Consider the following 16,847-nt stretch of genomic DNA (forward strand, 5'->3'; position numbering starts at 1 on the left):
GCCGCCCCCCCCGCCCCCCGCGCCCGTTGGTGGACCTGACGGCTACGGCATTCCTCCCCTTCCGCCCCAGCCCGGAAGTTTCGGCGCTCCTCCGCCGCCTCCAGCCCCCGTGGGCTACCCGCCGCCGCCTCCGCCTGCGGACGCGGGCAGCGGCGGCTACCCGCCCGTCCCACGCGCCGACTTCGGCCCCCCACCGCCGGCCACCAAGCCTGCCCGCTGCGTGCAGGGCCACCCCATCGCGCCCGGCGGCTCCTTCTGCATGGAGGGCGGCCACCCCATCGCGCTCGACACCGACGCCTACGGCCCCACCCATTACTCCCCGCAGGGTGGCGGCTTCTCCCCCGAACCCTACGCGCCGCCGCCGCAGGGTGGCGGCTTCTCTCCCGACCCCTATGGGCCGCCACCGCAGGGTGGCGGCTTCTCCCCCGAGCCCTACGCGCCGCCGCCCCAGCCGCCGCCTCCGCCGCCGCCGCCCCCGCTCCCGGGGATGAACAGCGCCCCTCCCCGGCAACCGCTCCCCTCGGAGAGCAGCAAGGAACGCGGCGCGCTCGCGGGGTTCCTCATCAGCTTCCAGGACGACCCGCTCGGGAAGCACTGGGTGCTCTACCAGGGAAAGAACCTGGTTGGCCGCGCCGAGACAGGCCAAAAGGTCGACATCCCGGTCGCGCACGGAACAACATCCACGCACCACGCAACGATCGACTGCGATGGAGGGCGTATGATGCTCTCCGATCTCGGCTCGACGAATGGGACGTTTCATAACGAGGAGGCAATCGGCTTCCAGGGACGGCGCGAGCTCCGCGATGGCGATCGCATCCGCTTCGGCGGGTTCAGCGTCATCGTGATCAACGTCGCGACGAGAAGCTGACGCCTGGCAACTGACCGAAACAGCGATCGCCGCCGTGGCGCGTCGATCGCGCAGCCCGCGCCGGAGCGCTCTGCCGACTCCGCACGCTGGAGACCGTCATCTATGCACTTGCCCGATGCAGTTCGCCCCACGCTGCCGCCCGATCGAAGACAGACCGGCAGATCCCGCCTCGGCCTGTTCCCCCTCGCGGCGGCGCTCCTCGTGCTCGTCTCCCTCTTCACGCGCGACGCGGTCGCGGCGCCTGAAGCGAGGCTCCTCCGGATCGACCCGCGCGCGAGCACGGTCGACGGCGCGCCCATCCTGACCTCGGTCGTCGACCTCGTCCAGAACAAGCGCCTCAGCGATATCACCAAGCAATGCGCGGCGATCACCGGCGACGCGCATTACGACTGCGTGGCCGACGCCCTGGAGCAACCCCAGGCACTCTACTCGTCGTTCGACTTCCCGGAGAAGAACGCGCTCTTCACCGTCACCGTCGACGGCACCGACCTTCCCTCGAATTTCGAGTCCAAGGCGCGCTGGGGCGACAGCGCGAGCCAGCCTGGCGTGGGCACCGCGTGGCTCATCCTCATCGACGCCGCCTCCACCATGGGCGCTCGCTTCGACGAAGCGAAGGCCGTCGCCAGCGCCTTCATCAACACCATGACGCCGAACGACATCGTCGACGTCATGTTCTTCAACGATCGCGGCGTCGTTGAAGACTCGAAGTGGGTGAGCCAGAAGCAGCAAGCCCTGCAGTCCATCGGCAGCATCGCGCGCACCTACCCCACCCAGGGCCGCACCAGGCCGCTGCTGAACATCATCAAGACCGCGGCCACCGACGCCTTCCGGGATCTCGGCAACGTCGGCCAGGGCGTCCCCGTCCCGATGCACCAGGCGATGGTCCTGCTCTCGAACGGCGGCGCCGGCTCCGATCCGAACTCCACCGGCCCCGCGGCCATGATCCTCCGCGACTACCTGAGCAAGGGGCGCTTCCCGGAGAACAACGACGTCCTCCCCAAGACCCCGGTCCCGGTCGTCTCCATCTGGTTCCCCAGCAAGCTCATCGAGGAGTTCAACCTCACCGCGCGCGAGTTCATGGAGGGCCTGGCCAACCCCGAGATGGGCGGCTTCTTCACCATCGTGCGCGACGGCCAGACCCGGCGCGCCGCGAACATCGTCAACTCGGTGCGCACCCGCTTCAACCGCATGCACATCGTGCGCTGGCGGGTCTCCTGCATCGCCCCCAGCATCACCCAGACCTTCAAGCTGGCCTTCGTCAACACCAACCCGGTCATCGCCGGCGACGCCACCTTCCAGAACGTACCGGTCGGCATCGACCCCACCACCTGGCCCCTCGACATCGACCGGGAGGCCACCGAGCGCGCCGCCCAGAAGAGCCCCGCGTACCCCGGGGGGAGCATCAAGATCTTCGGCAACTTCTGCTGGGGCGGCAACGCGCAGCGGGCCGAGATCTACATGGTCCCCAAGAACCAGGCGGCTCCCCAGTCCCTGCAGGGCGGCGGCATCGACGACGCCAAGAAGGCCCAGCGCTCCCTCATCGAGCAGGGCATGCGCGGCAAGGCGCTCAGCACCGGCGACACCGTCGCCGAGTTCGAGCTCCCGAGCTCCGACAACTTCCTCGTCGGCAAGGGCGAGGCCATGTCGGGGCGCATCATCCTCTACGACAACCAGGCTCGCCGCACGAGCGCCATCACCGCCGACAAGATCCTCACGGTGAAGGCGCAGGAAACGCCCCTGCCCTACCTGCTCATCGGCGGCATCACCTTCGGCGGCGTCGTCCTGGTGCTGCTCGTGGTCTCCATCGTCCGCGGCGGCGGTGGTGGCGGGAAGCGACGCGGCGCGCAAACCGCGGCACCTCCCCCCAAGCCCATCGTCGCTGGCATGGGCGGCCCCCCGGCTCCCATGGGTGGCCCCGCGCCCTTCGGCCCTCCCATGCCTGCCGGCGGTGACTTCGGCGGCTACGGCGGTCCGCCTCCTGGCGGTGCCTCGCGCGCCATCCTCTCCGGCGCATCGGGCATCTTCACGGTAACCCCCGGCATGGAGATGCGCGCCGGTCGAGACGGCTCCGCGTGCCAGATTCTCCTCACCGAACCGCGGGTCTCTGGTATTCATGCGGTGGTGAAGGTCGAGGGCGGACAGCTGCTCGTTCGTGACGAGAACTCGAACAACGGCACCTTCCTGAACGGCCAGCGACTGCCTGCCGGCGTGTGGACCCCGGTGTCTGCGGGTGCTGTCCTCCGCTTCGGCCCCGTCGAGTTCAGCACCCGGCTGGAATAACGACCCCCCCACGCCTCCCTTCGGACACGAGCTTTGGGCCCCACGATGCCCGGCCATGCCCACACCACACACCTGAAGATCGAGTTCGCTCAAGCCAGCGATCCCGGTCGTGATCCGAACAAGCAGGTCAACGAAGACTCCTGCGGTTACCAGGTGTGCCGGCTCGGCCACCTGGCGGTGCTGTGTGACGGGATGGGCGGGCATCAGGGCGGCCGCGAAGCGAGCCGGACGGCCATCACCACCATCTTCGAGCAGGTGGAGCAGCCGGCCCCCGGCACGAGCCCTGCGATGGTGCTCAAGGCGGCCATCGAGGAGGCAGGCCGCCGCGTCTACCAGCTCGGCGGCGCCCCCGAGAGCCGCGGCAGGCCCGGCTCCACCGTCGTCGCCATGCTCCTTCACGACCGCGGCGTCGACGTCGCCCACGTCGGCGACAGCCGCGCCTTCGTCATCCGCGCCGGCCAGATCTACCCGCTCACCCGCGACCACTCCATGGTGCAGGGCCTCCTCGACGCGGGCATGATCACCGAGCAGCAGGCCATCGGCCACCCGGACGCCAACAAGATCACCCGCGCCCTCGGCATGAAGCCCGAGGTCGAGGTCGAGGTCAGGCCCGAGCCCATGGAGCTCTACCCCGGCGACATCCTGCTCATGAGCAGCGACGGCCTCACCGACCTCGCCCTGAACAACGACATCCTCGGCTGCGTGCGGCAGGCCCTCTCCTCCGGCTCCCTCGATCACGCCTGTCAGATGCTCGTGCAGATGGCCAACAACCGCGGCGGCCACGACAACATCACCGTGCAGATGGCCCGCATCGTGGAGACCGGCAGCCGTCCCATGACCCTCCCCGGCGAGCCCGCCGACACCGTCGTCGCCGCCCCGCCCTCCATGCAGGGCGACGCCGTGGCGAAGACCCACACCGGGGCCACCTCGCACGCCCCTCCGGGCATGACCGCACCCGAGCCCACGGCCCCCTGGGGCCCCGTCCTCCCCACCGAGCCTGGCGCGCTGCGCCCCACGGCCGTCGACGCCTCTCTCGCCGCGGCGCATCTCCACGCCGGCACGCCGCACGCTGCCGCGCCGCACGCTGCCGCGCCTCACGCTGCCGCGCCTCACGCTGCCGCGCCGCACTTCGGCGCCTCCTCCCACGCCAGCGCCCCCGCACCCTTTCTCCCCGCGCAGCCCACCATCACCGAGCACGAGCGCCACACGAGCGCCATGGGTGCTCCCCCCGGCGCCCCCATGGGCCATCACCCTGCCCACCTCGACGCGGCCCCCCTCCCCTACCCCGCCCCGCACCAGAACCACATCGCCCCCTACCCTCACCCCACCTCACCGCATGCCCCGGCCATGAGCCGGATCAGCTACGGTGACGCCAACGCGAAGCCTTCACGCGGCGGCCTGGTCTTCCTGATCATCAGCATCTCCGCCGTCATCGCCGTCCTCCTCATCCTCCTCCTCTGGGTCCTCCTCCCCGGCTGAAGCGCGGACCGGGAACGCTGCTGCGCGCCGCCTTCCGCCTCCTGCCGGCGCCCTCGCGACATCTCGTCACAAAACCCCGACACTCACTTGGGACAAGCAGGGCTTGCCGCTCCCGAGCGCATGTGATGAAACCCGCCAGGTATGATCCCCGGGGCTGGAAAGCAGAGCATCACCGTAGGTAGTTCCCCGAGCGCGGACGTGGTGCTCGCCGGTCCCGGCGTCCTCCCCGAACACGCCCGCATCGTCAACCAGGGCGGCGGCAAGCTGACCTTCATCTGCGGCGCGGGACCCGCCACCGCCAACGGACGCCAGCTCGTCCCTGGCGAGCAGGTCCCCTTCGACTTCCGCACCCAGTTCTTCGCGGGCCAGACCCCGATCCCGCTCAGCCACCCGGCCATCACCCTGATGCTCGCGACGCCGGGGACCCTCGCTGCTCCCGCCGGTCAGGTGATCATCGGCCGCGACCCCGCGCGCGCCTCGCTCGTCCTGCAGCACCCCAGCGTCTCCAGCCAGCACGCCACCATCCTCCTCGACCGGATGATGGCCGTGGACAACAGCTCCACGAGCGGCACCTACGTCGGCAACCAGCGCATCCCCCCGGGACAGCCCACGCCCGTCGATCCGCAGGGCGTCGTCGCCTTCGGCCCCGTCCCCGTCCAGCTCAGCCTCCTCATGCAGATCGCGCAGGGCCTCCGCGGCGGCGCCTCGCCCTCCAACATGCCTGGCCCCCAGCCTGCCGCGCCCCCACAGCACGCGCCGCACGCCATGTCCGGTAGCCCCGCCCAGCCGCTGGAGACGGCCGGGACCGCGATGGTGCCCATGAGCAGCCTCCCCTCCGCGCCCCAGGCAGGCGCCCCCACCGGCAAGAAGAACAAGACCGTCCTCGGCCACCTCGACTTCTCCCCGAGCGGCAACAACGTCAAGCGCATCGGCCGCACGCCGGACAACGACATCGTCCTCGCCCACCCGCAGGTGTCGAGCACCCACGCCCTCCTGCACTCGATGAACGGCCAGCTCTTCATCGAGGATCGCGGCAGCGCCAACGGCACCTACGTCCGCGGCAACCGCCTCGCCCCCGGCCAGAAGATCCCCGTCCAGAATGGCGAGAAGATCTACATCGGCCCCATGCCCCTCCAGATCGAGGTCGGCGGCGCCGGCGCCGTCGAGCTGGTCCAGGAGGAGTACGCGCCCGATCGCTGGGCGGGCCGCCCCCTCTACGAGATCGAGGCCTGGAGCCTGCGCCTCGAGGTCCCCGACCGCGACAACCCCGCCGCCCAGAAGGTCCTCCTCGACGACGTCTCCTTCAAGGCCCTCCCCGGCGACATGATCGCCCTCATGGGCCCCTCGGGCGCCGGCAAGACCACCTTGCTGCTCACCCTGAACGGCTACCTCCCGCCCACGAGCGGCGTGGTCCGCATCAACGGCGAGGACCTCTACAGCATCTACGACACCCTGCGCGGCTCCATCGGCTACGTCCCCCAGGACGACCTCGTCCACCCCGAGCTCACGGTGTGGGAAGCCGTCCGCTACAGCGCCAAGTTCCGCCTCCCGCCCGACTACTCCGAGGAGGAGATCAACGCCCGCGTCGAGCAGACCATCAAGGACCTCGGCCTCGACGGCGTGAAGAACCTCCAGATCGGCAAGCCCGAGAAGAAGGTCCTGAGCGGCGGCCAGCGCAAGCGCGTCAACATCGCCCTCGAGCTCGTCACCGACCCGGTGATCGTCTTCCTCGACGAGCCCACCTCCGGCCTCGCCGCGGACGACACGACCGCGCTGATCACCCTCCTCCACGACCTCACCAAGGCCACCGGCAAGACGATCATCATGACGATCCATCAGCCGGCCAAGGACGAGTTCGAGAAGTTCACCCACACCCTGATCATGGGCTTCGGCGGCATCCCCATGTTCTTCGGCCCCACGAGCCCCGACGCCTACCGCTTCTTCGGCACCTGGAAGCAGCGCTCCGGGCAGCCGAACGACATCGACAACCCCCGCGACATGTTCGAAGCGCTCGCCCAGCGCGAGAAGCCCATCTTCGACCAGCTCCGCGCCCGCGACCCCAACACCCCACGCGGCGAGGCCCGGCGCCTCGCGGCCCTCGACTGGCGCAAGGAGTTCTTCGCCGACAGCAACCCCACGTACGTGAAGATGTACTCCGGCCGCCGCGCCATCGGCACCGGACAGGGGCAGCGCGGCCTGCCACCGGGCCGCGTCCAGACCAGCGGCCAGCTCCGGCTCCTCCTCTCCCGCTACTTCAAGGTCAAGGTCCGCGACACCGGCGGCACCGCCATCATGCTCCTCCAGGCGCCCATCATCGGCGTCCTCCTGGCCATCGTCTTCGGCGGCCAGAAGGAGGCCATCCCCGCCTGGTGCCTCGGCGCCCTCCAGGAGCTCGGCAAGAAGGCCGGCGGCAGCACCACCTCCACCGACGACATCCTCAAGAACATGACCGCCACGGGGGACAACACCGCGGCCATCTTCTTCCTCGTCGTCGCCGCCGTCTGGTTCGGCACCTCCAACGCCGCGCGCGAGATCGTCAGCGAGAGGGCCATCTACCTGCGCGAGCGCATGGTGAACCTCGGCCTCGTCAACTACGTGATGTCCAAGTACCTGCTGCTCGCCGCGGTCTGCGTCGTGCAGTGCGCCGTGCTCCTCGGCATCGTCTTCTTCGCCCTCGGTTTCCACGGCGGCGCCGAGGCCTTCGCCACCCAGCTCGCCGCGCTCATCGCCACCTCCCTCGGCGCCGCGGCCCTCGGCCTCCTGCTCTCGACGGCCGTGTCTTCCTCCGAGGCGGCGATGGCCCTCACCCCCATCGCCCTCATCCCGCAGGTCGTCCTCGGGGGCCTGATGGTCCCCATGACCACCGTCCCGCACCTCAAGCCCCTCATCCAGGTGATCCCCGCGCGCTGGGGCTTCGAGAGCGCGGTCGCCGTCGAGCGCAAGGCCCTCGTCAACGACCCCTCCTGGGTCATCGACCTGCACCGCTCCGAGACCAGCCCCCCCGACTTCATCGAGGGAGGCCGCTTCAAGTGCGCGCTCGCCCAGATGGCCTCCGACTCCTACGCCGGCGCCTGGGGCTTCACCACCTACGACCAGCCCTGGATCCCGTTCGCCGTCCTCGCCGCGGTGACCATCGCCATCCTCATCCTCGTGAGCATCATCCTCAAGCGGCGCGACCCGGTGTGACCGGAGTGAGCCTCTCCCGAACGCCCTCCATCCAGCGCGCCGTCGCGCCTGTCCTCGCCGCGCTCGCCGCGCTCGCGCTCACCGCCGCCACGGCCTCCCCCGCGCGCGCCCAGCAACCTGCCGCCGTCCCCGTCCCGCCGCCCCCCGACGCGACCCCGGCGGCCCCCCCTGGCCAGCCCACCCCGCCGCGCGCCACGAACTACGCCCCGCCCGAGTATCCCCCGGCCGCCAAGGCTGCCGGGCGCGAGGCCACCGTCACCCTCCAGCTCGACATCGACCGCACCGGCAAGGTGATGAAGGCGGTGGTCATCGAGGGCGCCGGCGACGGCTTCGACGAGTCGGCGCTCGCCGCCGCGGACAAGCTCCAGTTCGAGCCCGCGCGCAGGGCCGACGGCGTCGCCACCGCCGCCCGCATCCTCTACCGCTACTCCTTCACCCTCGCCCCCGCCGAGCCCACCGCGCCGACCGGCGCTGGCGCGCGCACCGGCGCTGGCGCCGAGGCCACGAAGACCCAGCGCCTCAGCGGCGTCATCCTCGCCGAGGGTGAGATCCCGCTCGCGGGCGCCCAGGTCACGCTCACCCCCGCCGCAGGCACGGCAGGCACGGCAGGCGCCACAGGGGCCGCAGGGGCCGCAACCCAGGACGGCGGTCCGCGCGCGCTGACCACCGACGAGACGGGCGTCTTCTCCTTCGCTGACATCGCCCCGGGCCGCTACCGGGTCAGCATCACCATGCCCGGCTTCGAGTCGCTCGACGTCACCGAGGACGTCGCGGCCGGCGAGCAGGTCGAGATCAAGTACCGCCTCCTGCCTGTCGGCGATGGCCTCGAGGTCGTCGTCCGCGGCGAGCGCCCTCCCCGCGAGGTCACCAAGCGCACCCTCCAGGCCCGCGAGATCAACCGCATCCCCGGCACCAACGGCGACGCCCTCCGCTCCCTCCAGAACCTCCCTGGCGTCGCGCGCCCCCCGGCCATCGCCGGCCTGCTCATCGTGCGCGGCTCTTCCCCGCAGGACACCCAGACCTTCATCGACGGCACGCCCGTCCCGCTCATCTACCACTTCGGTGGGCTCTCCTCGGTCGTCCCCACCGAGATGCTGGAGAAGATCGACTTCTACCCCGGCAACTTCGGCGCCCAGTTCGGCCGCGGCATGGGCGGCATCGTCGACGTCGCGCTCCGCTCTCCCAAGGATGACGGCATCCACGGCCTCGCCCAGGTCGACCTCATCGACGCCCGCGTCCTCGTCGAGGGACCCGTCCCTTTCCTCAAGGGCGTCCGCTTCGCGGCTGCAGGCCGCAGGAGCTACGTCGACTCCTGGCTCGGCCCCGCCCTCACCGCCGCCGGCGCGGGCGTCACCCAGGCCCCCGTCTACTACGACTACCAGTTCATGGTCGAAGCCGACGTCACCCCCTCCGCGCGGCTCCGCCTCTCGTTCTTCGGCTCCGACGACGCCCTCGCCCTCCTCGTCGACGAGCCGACCCCCGGCGAGCCCGCCCTCACCGGCGACATCGGCCTGCACACCGCCTTCCAGCGCCTGCAGCTCCGCTACGACCACGAACTCACCGACAGGGACCGCCTCGCCGGCGTCGTCGCCCTCGGCAAGGAAGACCTCGATTTCAGCCTCGGTCCCTTCTACTTCCAGCTCGACAACCTCTCGCTCACCGGCCGCCTCGAGTACTCCCGCCGCGTCTCCACCGGCGTCGTCTTCAACACCGGCATCGACATGCTGGTCAACGCCGCCACCGTGAACCTCCGCGCCCCCGTCGTCGGGCGCCCCGGCGAGCCCCCGAACCAGCCCTTCTCCACCCGCCCCGTGCAGGAGCTGTCGGTCACCAGCACCCTCTACCGCCCCGCCGCCTACGCCGAGCTGGAGCTGGTCCCGAGCCCCCGCGCGCGCCTCGTCCCCGGCGTCCGCGTCGACTACGCGAAGGACACCCAGCAGTGGACGGTGAGCCCCCGCTTCAGCGGCCGCTACGACATCCTCCACGGCTTCCCCCGCACCACCGTCAAGGGCGGCGTCGGCCTGTACAGCCAGCCCCCGCAGCCCCAGGAGGCCATCCCTCCGCTCGGCAACCCCGGCCTCAGGTCGAACCAGGCCATCCACTACTCCGTGGGCCTGGAGCAGGACCTCACCCGCCAGCTCGAGGTCTCCGCCGAGGGCTTCTACAAGCAGCTCGACTCCCTGGTCATCGCCTCCGTCGCCCCCGACGGCGTGAACACCGCCTACGAGAACACCGCCCGCGGCCAGGTCGTCGGCGGCGAGTTCCTGGTCAAGTACAAGCCCGACGACCGCTTCTTCGGCTGGGCCGCCTACACCCTCTCCCGCGCCACGCGCAAAGATCGCCCCGACGAACCCGAGCGCCTCCTGAGCTTCGATCAGACCCACATCCTGACCGTGCTCGGCAGCTACCAGCTCGGCCACGGCTGGGAGTTCGGCGCCCGCTTCCGCCTCGTCTCCGGCAACCTGATCGCGCCCAACGTGTGCAACGTCGAGGACGTCACCTGCGACCCGGCGCGCACCAACGCCATCTACCACGCGCCGAGCGGCGTCTACACGCCCATCCCCCTGAGCGGACCCGGGACCGAGCGCCTCCCGCTCTTCCACCAGCTCGACCTGCGCATCGACAAGCGCTGGAAGTTCAAGCACTGGCAGCTCTCGGCCTACCTCGACGTGCAGAACGTCTACAACAACCAGAACACCGAGGGCGTCTCCTACAACTTCAACTACACCACGCGGCAATACATCTCGGGCCTGCCCATCCTGCCCAGCATCGGCGTGAGAGGAGAGTTCTAGCGATGCCCCCTCGCCTGCGCACCAGCACCCCTGACAGCGCCGCCTCCGACACACCTCGCGCGCCTCGCTGCCCCGAGGTCTCTGCCCCGAGGCGCCGCTACCGACGCCCCCTCCTCGGCGCCCTCGCCCTCGCCGCGCTCGCCTCCCCCGCCATCTCCTCGGGCTGCGCCCCCGGCTTCACCCCCGCGAGCGAGATCGAGACCCTGCGCGTCTTCGCCGTCACCCCGAGCGCCTCCTACGCCGCTCCCGGCGAGGAGGTCACCCTCACCCTGAGCTACCACGACGGCCTCATCGGCCCCGACGACGCCGCGCGCCCCATCCAGATCGTGTGGCTCGGCGGCTGCTACAACCCCCCCGGCAGCCAGTACTACGGCTGCTACGAGTCCCTCGCCGAGACCTTCGCCTCCCTCGCCGGCGACCCGACCTCCTCGGACCTCATCGGGTTCGGGCCCACCTTCACGTTCACCATGCCCGAGGACATCCTCGACGGCGTCGCGGCGCCGGCCGTGGGTTCGCGGGCTGGCAGCGCCTACGTCTTCTTCGCGGTCTGCGCCGGTCAGCTCGGCCCCGTCGAGGACCCGGGCGGGCGCGCAGGCTCCTTCCCCATCGGCTGCTTCGACAGCGAAGGCCGCAGGCTCGGCGCCGACAGCTTCATCCCCGGCTACACCCAGGTCTTCACCTTCGAGGACGGCCGCCGCAACAACAACCCCGCGATCGACAAGCTCAACCTCGACGACAAGGAGATCCCCGAAGACTTCGGCTCCATCCCCAGCGTCAAAGCCTGCCCCATCTCCTCCGAGGAGCGCCGCCAGGTGGGCTGCAGCGCCCCCGACATCGCCTCCGAGTGCGAGACCCACACCCTGAAGGTCATCGTCGACGCCGACACCGTGGCCGACCCCGAGGAGCCCACCGCCACCGAGGGCTCTTCCGGCGAAGATCTCCCCGTCGACAGCGACAACCTCACCGAGGTGGTCTGGGTCAGTTACTACACCGACCAGGGCGAGCTGCAGGGCGACACCCAGCTCGTGAACGACGCCGTGAAGGGCTACAACCCCGAGAGCGAGACCACCTGGGTCCCCCCTCCCGACCCTGGCGTGACCACCATCTGGGCCGTGCTCCGCGATGCGCGCGGCGGCTCCTCCGTGATCCAGCGCCGCATCCGCGTCGAGTGAGCCTCCCCCGCCCTGCGGAAGCTTCGCGCGGTTCCCTGCGCGCTGGTGCAGCTCCTCCAGCCTCAGCACCGCGGGTGGCCTCCTGACTCCCCCTCCGCTCTTCCGCGCCGCTCTCGCCCGGTGGCGCGCCGCCCCAAAATTCGTTAGCTAGAACACACCTGCCCGACCGCAATGGGTGGACGGTGACTCCGACCCACCGCCGACATGCAAACGGTGACTCCGACCCACCGCCGGCATGCAAACGGTGACTCCGACCCACCGCCGGTGAGTCTCCCTACGCGCCCGCGGTCTCCGGCTCTGGCCTGACACCCTCGCCCACCTCACCGGCAGCTTCCGCGCTGCCAGCATCGGCGGCAGGTGCGCCGTCAGCGTCGCCGAGCATCGCCAGGAAGGCTGCTTCGTCGAGGAGGGGCAGCTTGAGCTTCTGGGCCTTGTCGAGCTTGGAGCTGGGGTCGGCGCCGACCACCAGGTAGCTGGTGCGGCCGGAAACGCTGGAGGTCACCTTGCCGCCGAGGGCGTCGATGCGCTTCATCGCGGCCTCGCGCGACATGGAGGTGAGGGTCCCGGTGATGACGAAGGTCTTGCCGGTGAGGGGACCCGCGGCGCGGGTGCGGTCTTCTTCGAGGCGCACGCCGCCCTGGCGGAGCTTCTCGATCACCTCCAGGGTGCCGGGGCGGTCGAAGTGGGCGCGCACGGCCTCGGCGATCACCGGGCCGATGCCCTCCACCTTGGCGATGTCGGCGGCGGAGGCGCGGGCGAGGGCCGGGATGGCGTGGAAGGCGTCGGCGAGCTTGCGCGCGGCAGTGCCGCCCACGTGGCGGATGCCGAAGCCGATGAGGAGACGCTCGATGGGGCGGCTCCGCGCAGCCTCGATGGCCTTGAGGAGGTTCTGGGTGGAGCGGGCCTTGTAGCCGGGCAAGGTGCCGATCTGCGCAGCGGTGAGGGAGAAGAGGTCGCCCACGTCGGCGACGAGCTTCTTGTCGAGCAAGGCCTGGGCGGTGGAATAGCCGAGGTGCTCGATGTCCATGGCGCCGCGGGAGGCGAAGTGGACGATGCGCTCCAGGGACTGGGCCGGGCAGTCGAGGCTCGTGCAGCGGGTGACGGCCTCGCCCTCGGGGCGCTCGATGGGTCCACCGCAGACGGGGCAGCGGTCGGGCATCACGAAGGGGCGCTCGCTCCCGGTGCGCAGGCTGGGGACAGGGGCGACGACCTCGGGGATCACGTCACCGGCGCGGCGGACCACCACCATGTCGCCGATGAGGATGCCCTTCCTCGCGATCTCGTCGGGGTTGTGCAGGGTGGCCATCTGCAGGGTCACGCCGCCGACGCGCACCGGTTCGAGCATGGCGAAGGGGGTGAGGGCGCCGGTGCGGCCGACGCTGACCATGATGTCGTTGAGGCGCGTGGTCTGCTCCTCGGCGGGGAACTTGTAGGCGACGGCCCAGCGAGGAGCCTTCGAGGTGGTGCCCAGCTCGGTGTGGGCGTCGAGCGGATCGATCTTGATCACGGCGCCGTCGATCTCGTGCTCCAGCGCGTGGCGATCCGCGAGCAGGCGCGCGACGTAGGCGCGGGCGGAGGCGAGATCGGGCTGCGGCTCGGAGCGCGGGTGGACGCGGAGGCCCAAGGTGCGCAGGTGCGCGAGCATCTCGTGGTGGGTGCGGAAGGTGAGGCCCACGGCGTGCACCAGGCCGTGGAAGAAGATGCGCAGGGGGCGCGCGGCGGTGATGGCCGGGTCCTTCTGGCGGAGGGAGCCGGCCGCGGCGTTGCGGGGGTTGGCGAAGAGCTGGCGGCCGGCGTCGCCCAGCTCGGCGTTGAGGCGCTCGAAGTCGGCGATGGGGAGGTAGATCTCGCCGCGCACCTCCAGCCACTCCGGAAGGGTGTCTTCGCGGCCCTCCACGTGGAGGCGCATGGGGAGGCCGCGGACGGTGCGGAGGTTCGCGGTGACGTCCTCGCCCACGGTGCCGTCGCCGCGGGTCGCGCCGCGGACGAAGCGGCCGCGCTCGTAGACGATGGCCACGGAGACGCCGTCGATCTTGGGCTCGCACACGAGCGGCGGGGAGCGGCCAAGGCCGCGCGCGGCGCGGTCGTACCAGGCGGTGAGCTCGTCGTCGTCGAAGACGTTGTCGAGCGAGAGGAGCCGCTCGGAGTGCTGGACGGGGACGAAGAGGGCCGAGGGGGTCGCGCCGACGCGCTGGGTCGGGGAGTCGGGGGTGACGAGATCGGGGAAGCGGCGTTCAAGGTCGGTCAGCTCCCGGAAGAGCGCGTCGTACGCGGCATCCGAGATCTCGGGGCGCTCGAGCACGTGGTAGCGGTGGTCGTGGTGCGCGATCTCCTTGCGGAGGGCGTCGAGGCGTTCTCTGGCTTCAGCATGGTCGCCGTTCTTCTGGGCCACGAGGTCCTTGGATGCCCGAGGAGGACGGCAGGAACCGGCTGAGGTGCTCAACGCATTGTGGGCGGTGTGGCGGGGAGGCACACGGGGCCGGTTGGGAGGAAGGACGCCGCAGCAGCCAGGTTGCCGACCGCCCGGCAAGTCCCTGGCCAAGTCCCTGGCAAGCGCCTGGCGGCCGCCATGGCGCCGCCACTGCGACGGGCGACGCAAGCCCGCGAAAGTGCTACCGCGAGGCCCTGGCACAGAGCGCGCTTGGCCCGCCCGCGTGCACCAAGAGACGCCCATCCCCACGACGCCCATCCCCACGACGCCCATCCCCACGACGTCCATCCCCACGAAGCCTGCCGTGACCACGGAGCCGCACGCCCCGCCGCCTACCCGCCCGAACGCGCCCTCGCCCCGCGCGGACGGGCAGCCCGTCGCGCTCGATGCGCTCCTCCAGGAGCGGTTCGGGATCTCGTCGTTCCGGCCCTGGCAGCGGGAAGCGATCGAGGCGCTGCTCGGGGACGCGCGGCGGGTGCTGGTGGTGGCGCCGACGGGGGGCGGGAAATCGCTCTGCTACCAGGTGCCCGCCGTCGCGCTCCCGGGGACGGCGCTGGTGCTGTCGCCGCTGATCTCGCTGATGGAGGACCAGGTGCGGGCGCTGGAGGCGCGCGGGATCCCGGCGACGTTCTTCGCGTCCACGCTGCCGCGCGAGGAGGGGAGCCGGCGGATGTCGGCGCTGCGGCGCGGGGCGTACAAGATCGTGTACGCGGCGCCGGAGAGGCTGGCTTACGAGGGGTTCCTCGCGGCGATCGCCGAGAGCCGGCTGTCCCTGGTGGCGGTGGACGAGGCGCACTGCATCGTGCAGTGGGGCCACGATTTCCGGCCGGAATACCTGCGCATCGGCGAGGCGCTGCAGCGGCTCGCGCCGCCGCGGGTGCTGGCCTGCACGGCGACGGCGACGCTGGAGGCGCGGGAGGAGATCATCCGGCGGCTCGGGTGGAGGCCGGCGGAGGGTGGCGGGGGCGAGGCGCAGGAGCGAGGCGCGCCGCTGCCCGCGCCGCGGGTGATCTTGCGGGGGTTCGCCCGGCCGAACCTGCACCTGGAGGTGCGCGAGGTGGGGGGGCCGAAGGACGCGGCGCGCTTCACAGGGAGGGCGCTCGTCGAGGCGCTGGGGAGGGCGCGCGCGCCCGAGGGGGCAGGCATCGTGTACGCGGCGACCCGCAAGGGAACGGAGAAGCTCGCGGACGCGCTGCGGGGCGAAGGGTGGCGGGCGGAGGCGTACCACGCGGGGCTCGCGCCGGAGGTGAGGGCGCGGATCTCGGGGGCGTTCGCGGAGCGGGCGCTGCACGTGGTGGTGGCGACCAATGCGTTCGGGATGGGGATCGACAGGGCCGACGTGCGGGTGGTGGTGCACGCGCAGCCGCCGTCGTCGATCGAGGCGTACTACCAGGAGGTGGGGCGCGCGGGGCGGGACGGGGCGCCGGCGTCCGGTGTGCTGCTCTTCTCGCCGGCGGACATCGCGCTCCGGCGGCGGATGTGCCAGCTCGGGTCCGACGGGGGCGACGCGGCGCCGGAGGACGCGGCCCGGGCGTGGCAACTCTTCCGGGAGCTGCTCCGCTACGTGGACGCGCGGAGCTGCCGGCACGACTTCATCCTGCGCTACTTCGGAGACGAGGCCGAGTCGCTGGGGGGCTGCGGGCACTGCGACGTGTGCGGGGCGCTCGCGGCGCGCTCGGTGAGCGATCCGGACACGGTGGAGCGGGACAGCGACACGGTGCGGCGCGCGCTCGCGGGGGTGGCGCGGGCCAAGGGGGCCGCGGGGATGCAGCTCGTGGCGTCGATGCTGGTGGGCGAGTCGAACGAGCGGCTGCGCCGGCTGGGGCTCGACAGGCTGTCGACGCACGGGGTGCTCGCGGGCCAGAACCACGCCGAGGCGATGACGGTGCTGCGGGTGCTCATGGCCAATGGGTGGATCGACCTCACCGACAGCGAGTTCCCGGTGCCGCTGATCACGCCGGCCGGGTGGCGGGTGATGCGCGGGGAGGTGCCGCCGCGGGTGCAGCTCCCGCGCGATCTGCCGAAGCGCAGGGTGCGCGCGGCGCGGGCGGTGATGACGACGGCGGCGACAGCGGCGGCGGCGGCGGCAGCGACGGCGGCGGCGACGGTGACGGCAGCAACAGCCGCGACGCGGGCGGTGACACCGGCGGCGACGCTCTCGACGCCGGTGACCTCCGCGGCCGCGCAAGAGGAACCGGAGACCTCGACGGTGACCGCTGCGGGGGCGGCGGCGGACGCACCGAAGAAGGGACGGCGCTTGCGCGACAGGACGCAGGGCAAAGCGCGGGGCGAGGCACGGAAGGGCAAGCGGGGGGCGGGGCACGACACGGAGGGGACCGCGGAGGCGCCGGCTGGGGTGCGCTTCGTGGAGCGGGTCGACGACGAGGGAGCGCCGGCGCTCGAAGCGCGCGACAGGGCTCTCTACGAGGCGCTGCGGGCGCACCGCGCGGAGCTTTCGCGGGCGCGCAAGGTGCCGCCTTACGTGGTGGCGCCAGACCGCACGTTGCAGGACATCGCGCGCATCCGCCCCATCTCCGACGACGACCTCGGGCTCGCGCGGGGAATGGGGCCGGCGCGGATCAGCCAGTATGGCGCGGAGATCCTGCGGATCGTGCGCAGCTTCGCGGGGCGCTGAGCCG

General features: G+C 71.5%; 8 protein-coding genes. 7 read left to right on the forward strand and 1 reads right to left on the reverse strand.

What is annotated here, in order from left to right; all coding sequences use genetic code 11:
* From CAP_RS22110 to CAP_RS22135, 6 genes are all read left to right on the forward strand, one after another.
* Window positions 1-868: FHA domain-containing protein (locus tag CAP_RS22110; protein WP_044244418.1), on the forward strand; the 868-nt coding region annotated here is incomplete at its 5' end.
* Between the two features lie 102 nt (window positions 869-970).
* The gene (locus CAP_RS22115) at window positions 971-3,148 is read left to right on the forward strand and encodes an FHA domain-containing protein (protein ID WP_081865143.1); all 2,178 of its coding nucleotides are present in this window, start codon (window positions 971-973) and stop codon (window positions 3,146-3,148) included.
* 45 nt (window positions 3,149-3,193) lie between these two features.
* Window positions 3,194-4,627 carry a protein phosphatase 2C domain-containing protein gene (locus tag CAP_RS45245; protein ID WP_052375649.1) on the forward strand — a complete coding sequence of 478 codons (1,434 nt, stop codon included), beginning with the start codon at window positions 3,194-3,196 and terminating at the stop codon, window positions 4,625-4,627.
* Between the two features lie 141 nt (window positions 4,628-4,768).
* The gene (locus CAP_RS22125) at window positions 4,769-7,813 is read left to right on the forward strand and encodes an FHA domain-containing protein (protein ID WP_044244345.1); all 3,045 of its coding nucleotides are present in this window, start codon (window positions 4,769-4,771) and stop codon (window positions 7,811-7,813) included.
* Window positions 7,814-7,818: 5 nt separating this feature from the next.
* On the forward strand, window positions 7,819-10,605 hold the full coding sequence (locus CAP_RS22130; protein WP_231511615.1) for a TonB-dependent receptor domain-containing protein: 2,787 nt from the start codon (window positions 7,819-7,821) through the stop codon (window positions 10,603-10,605).
* Window positions 10,606-10,607: 2 nt separating this feature from the next.
* Window positions 10,608-11,777, forward strand: coding sequence for a hypothetical protein (locus CAP_RS22135; protein WP_197041304.1), 1,170 nt, complete (start codon window positions 10,608-10,610; stop codon window positions 11,775-11,777).
* Window positions 11,778-12,051: 274 nt separating this feature from the next.
* Here the strand turns inward: CAP_RS22135 and ligA are convergent, their stop codons facing one another.
* Window positions 12,052-14,169, reverse strand: a complete 2,118-nt coding sequence (gene ligA / locus CAP_RS22140; RefSeq protein ID WP_044244347.1) for an NAD-dependent DNA ligase LigA — start codon at window positions 14,167-14,169, stop codon at window positions 12,052-12,054.
* A 262-nt stretch (window positions 14,170-14,431) separates the two neighbouring features.
* Between ligA and CAP_RS22145 the strand changes: the two genes are divergently transcribed.
* Window positions 14,432-16,843, forward strand: a complete 2,412-nt coding sequence (locus tag CAP_RS22145; protein ID WP_231511616.1) for a RecQ family ATP-dependent DNA helicase — start codon at window positions 14,432-14,434, stop codon at window positions 16,841-16,843.
* Window positions 16,844-16,847 lie beyond the last annotated feature (4 nt).

This window comes from Chondromyces apiculatus DSM 436 (genome assembly GCF_000601485.1).
GTDB lineage: Bacteria > Myxococcota_A > Polyangia > Polyangiales > Polyangiaceae > Chondromyces > Chondromyces apiculatus.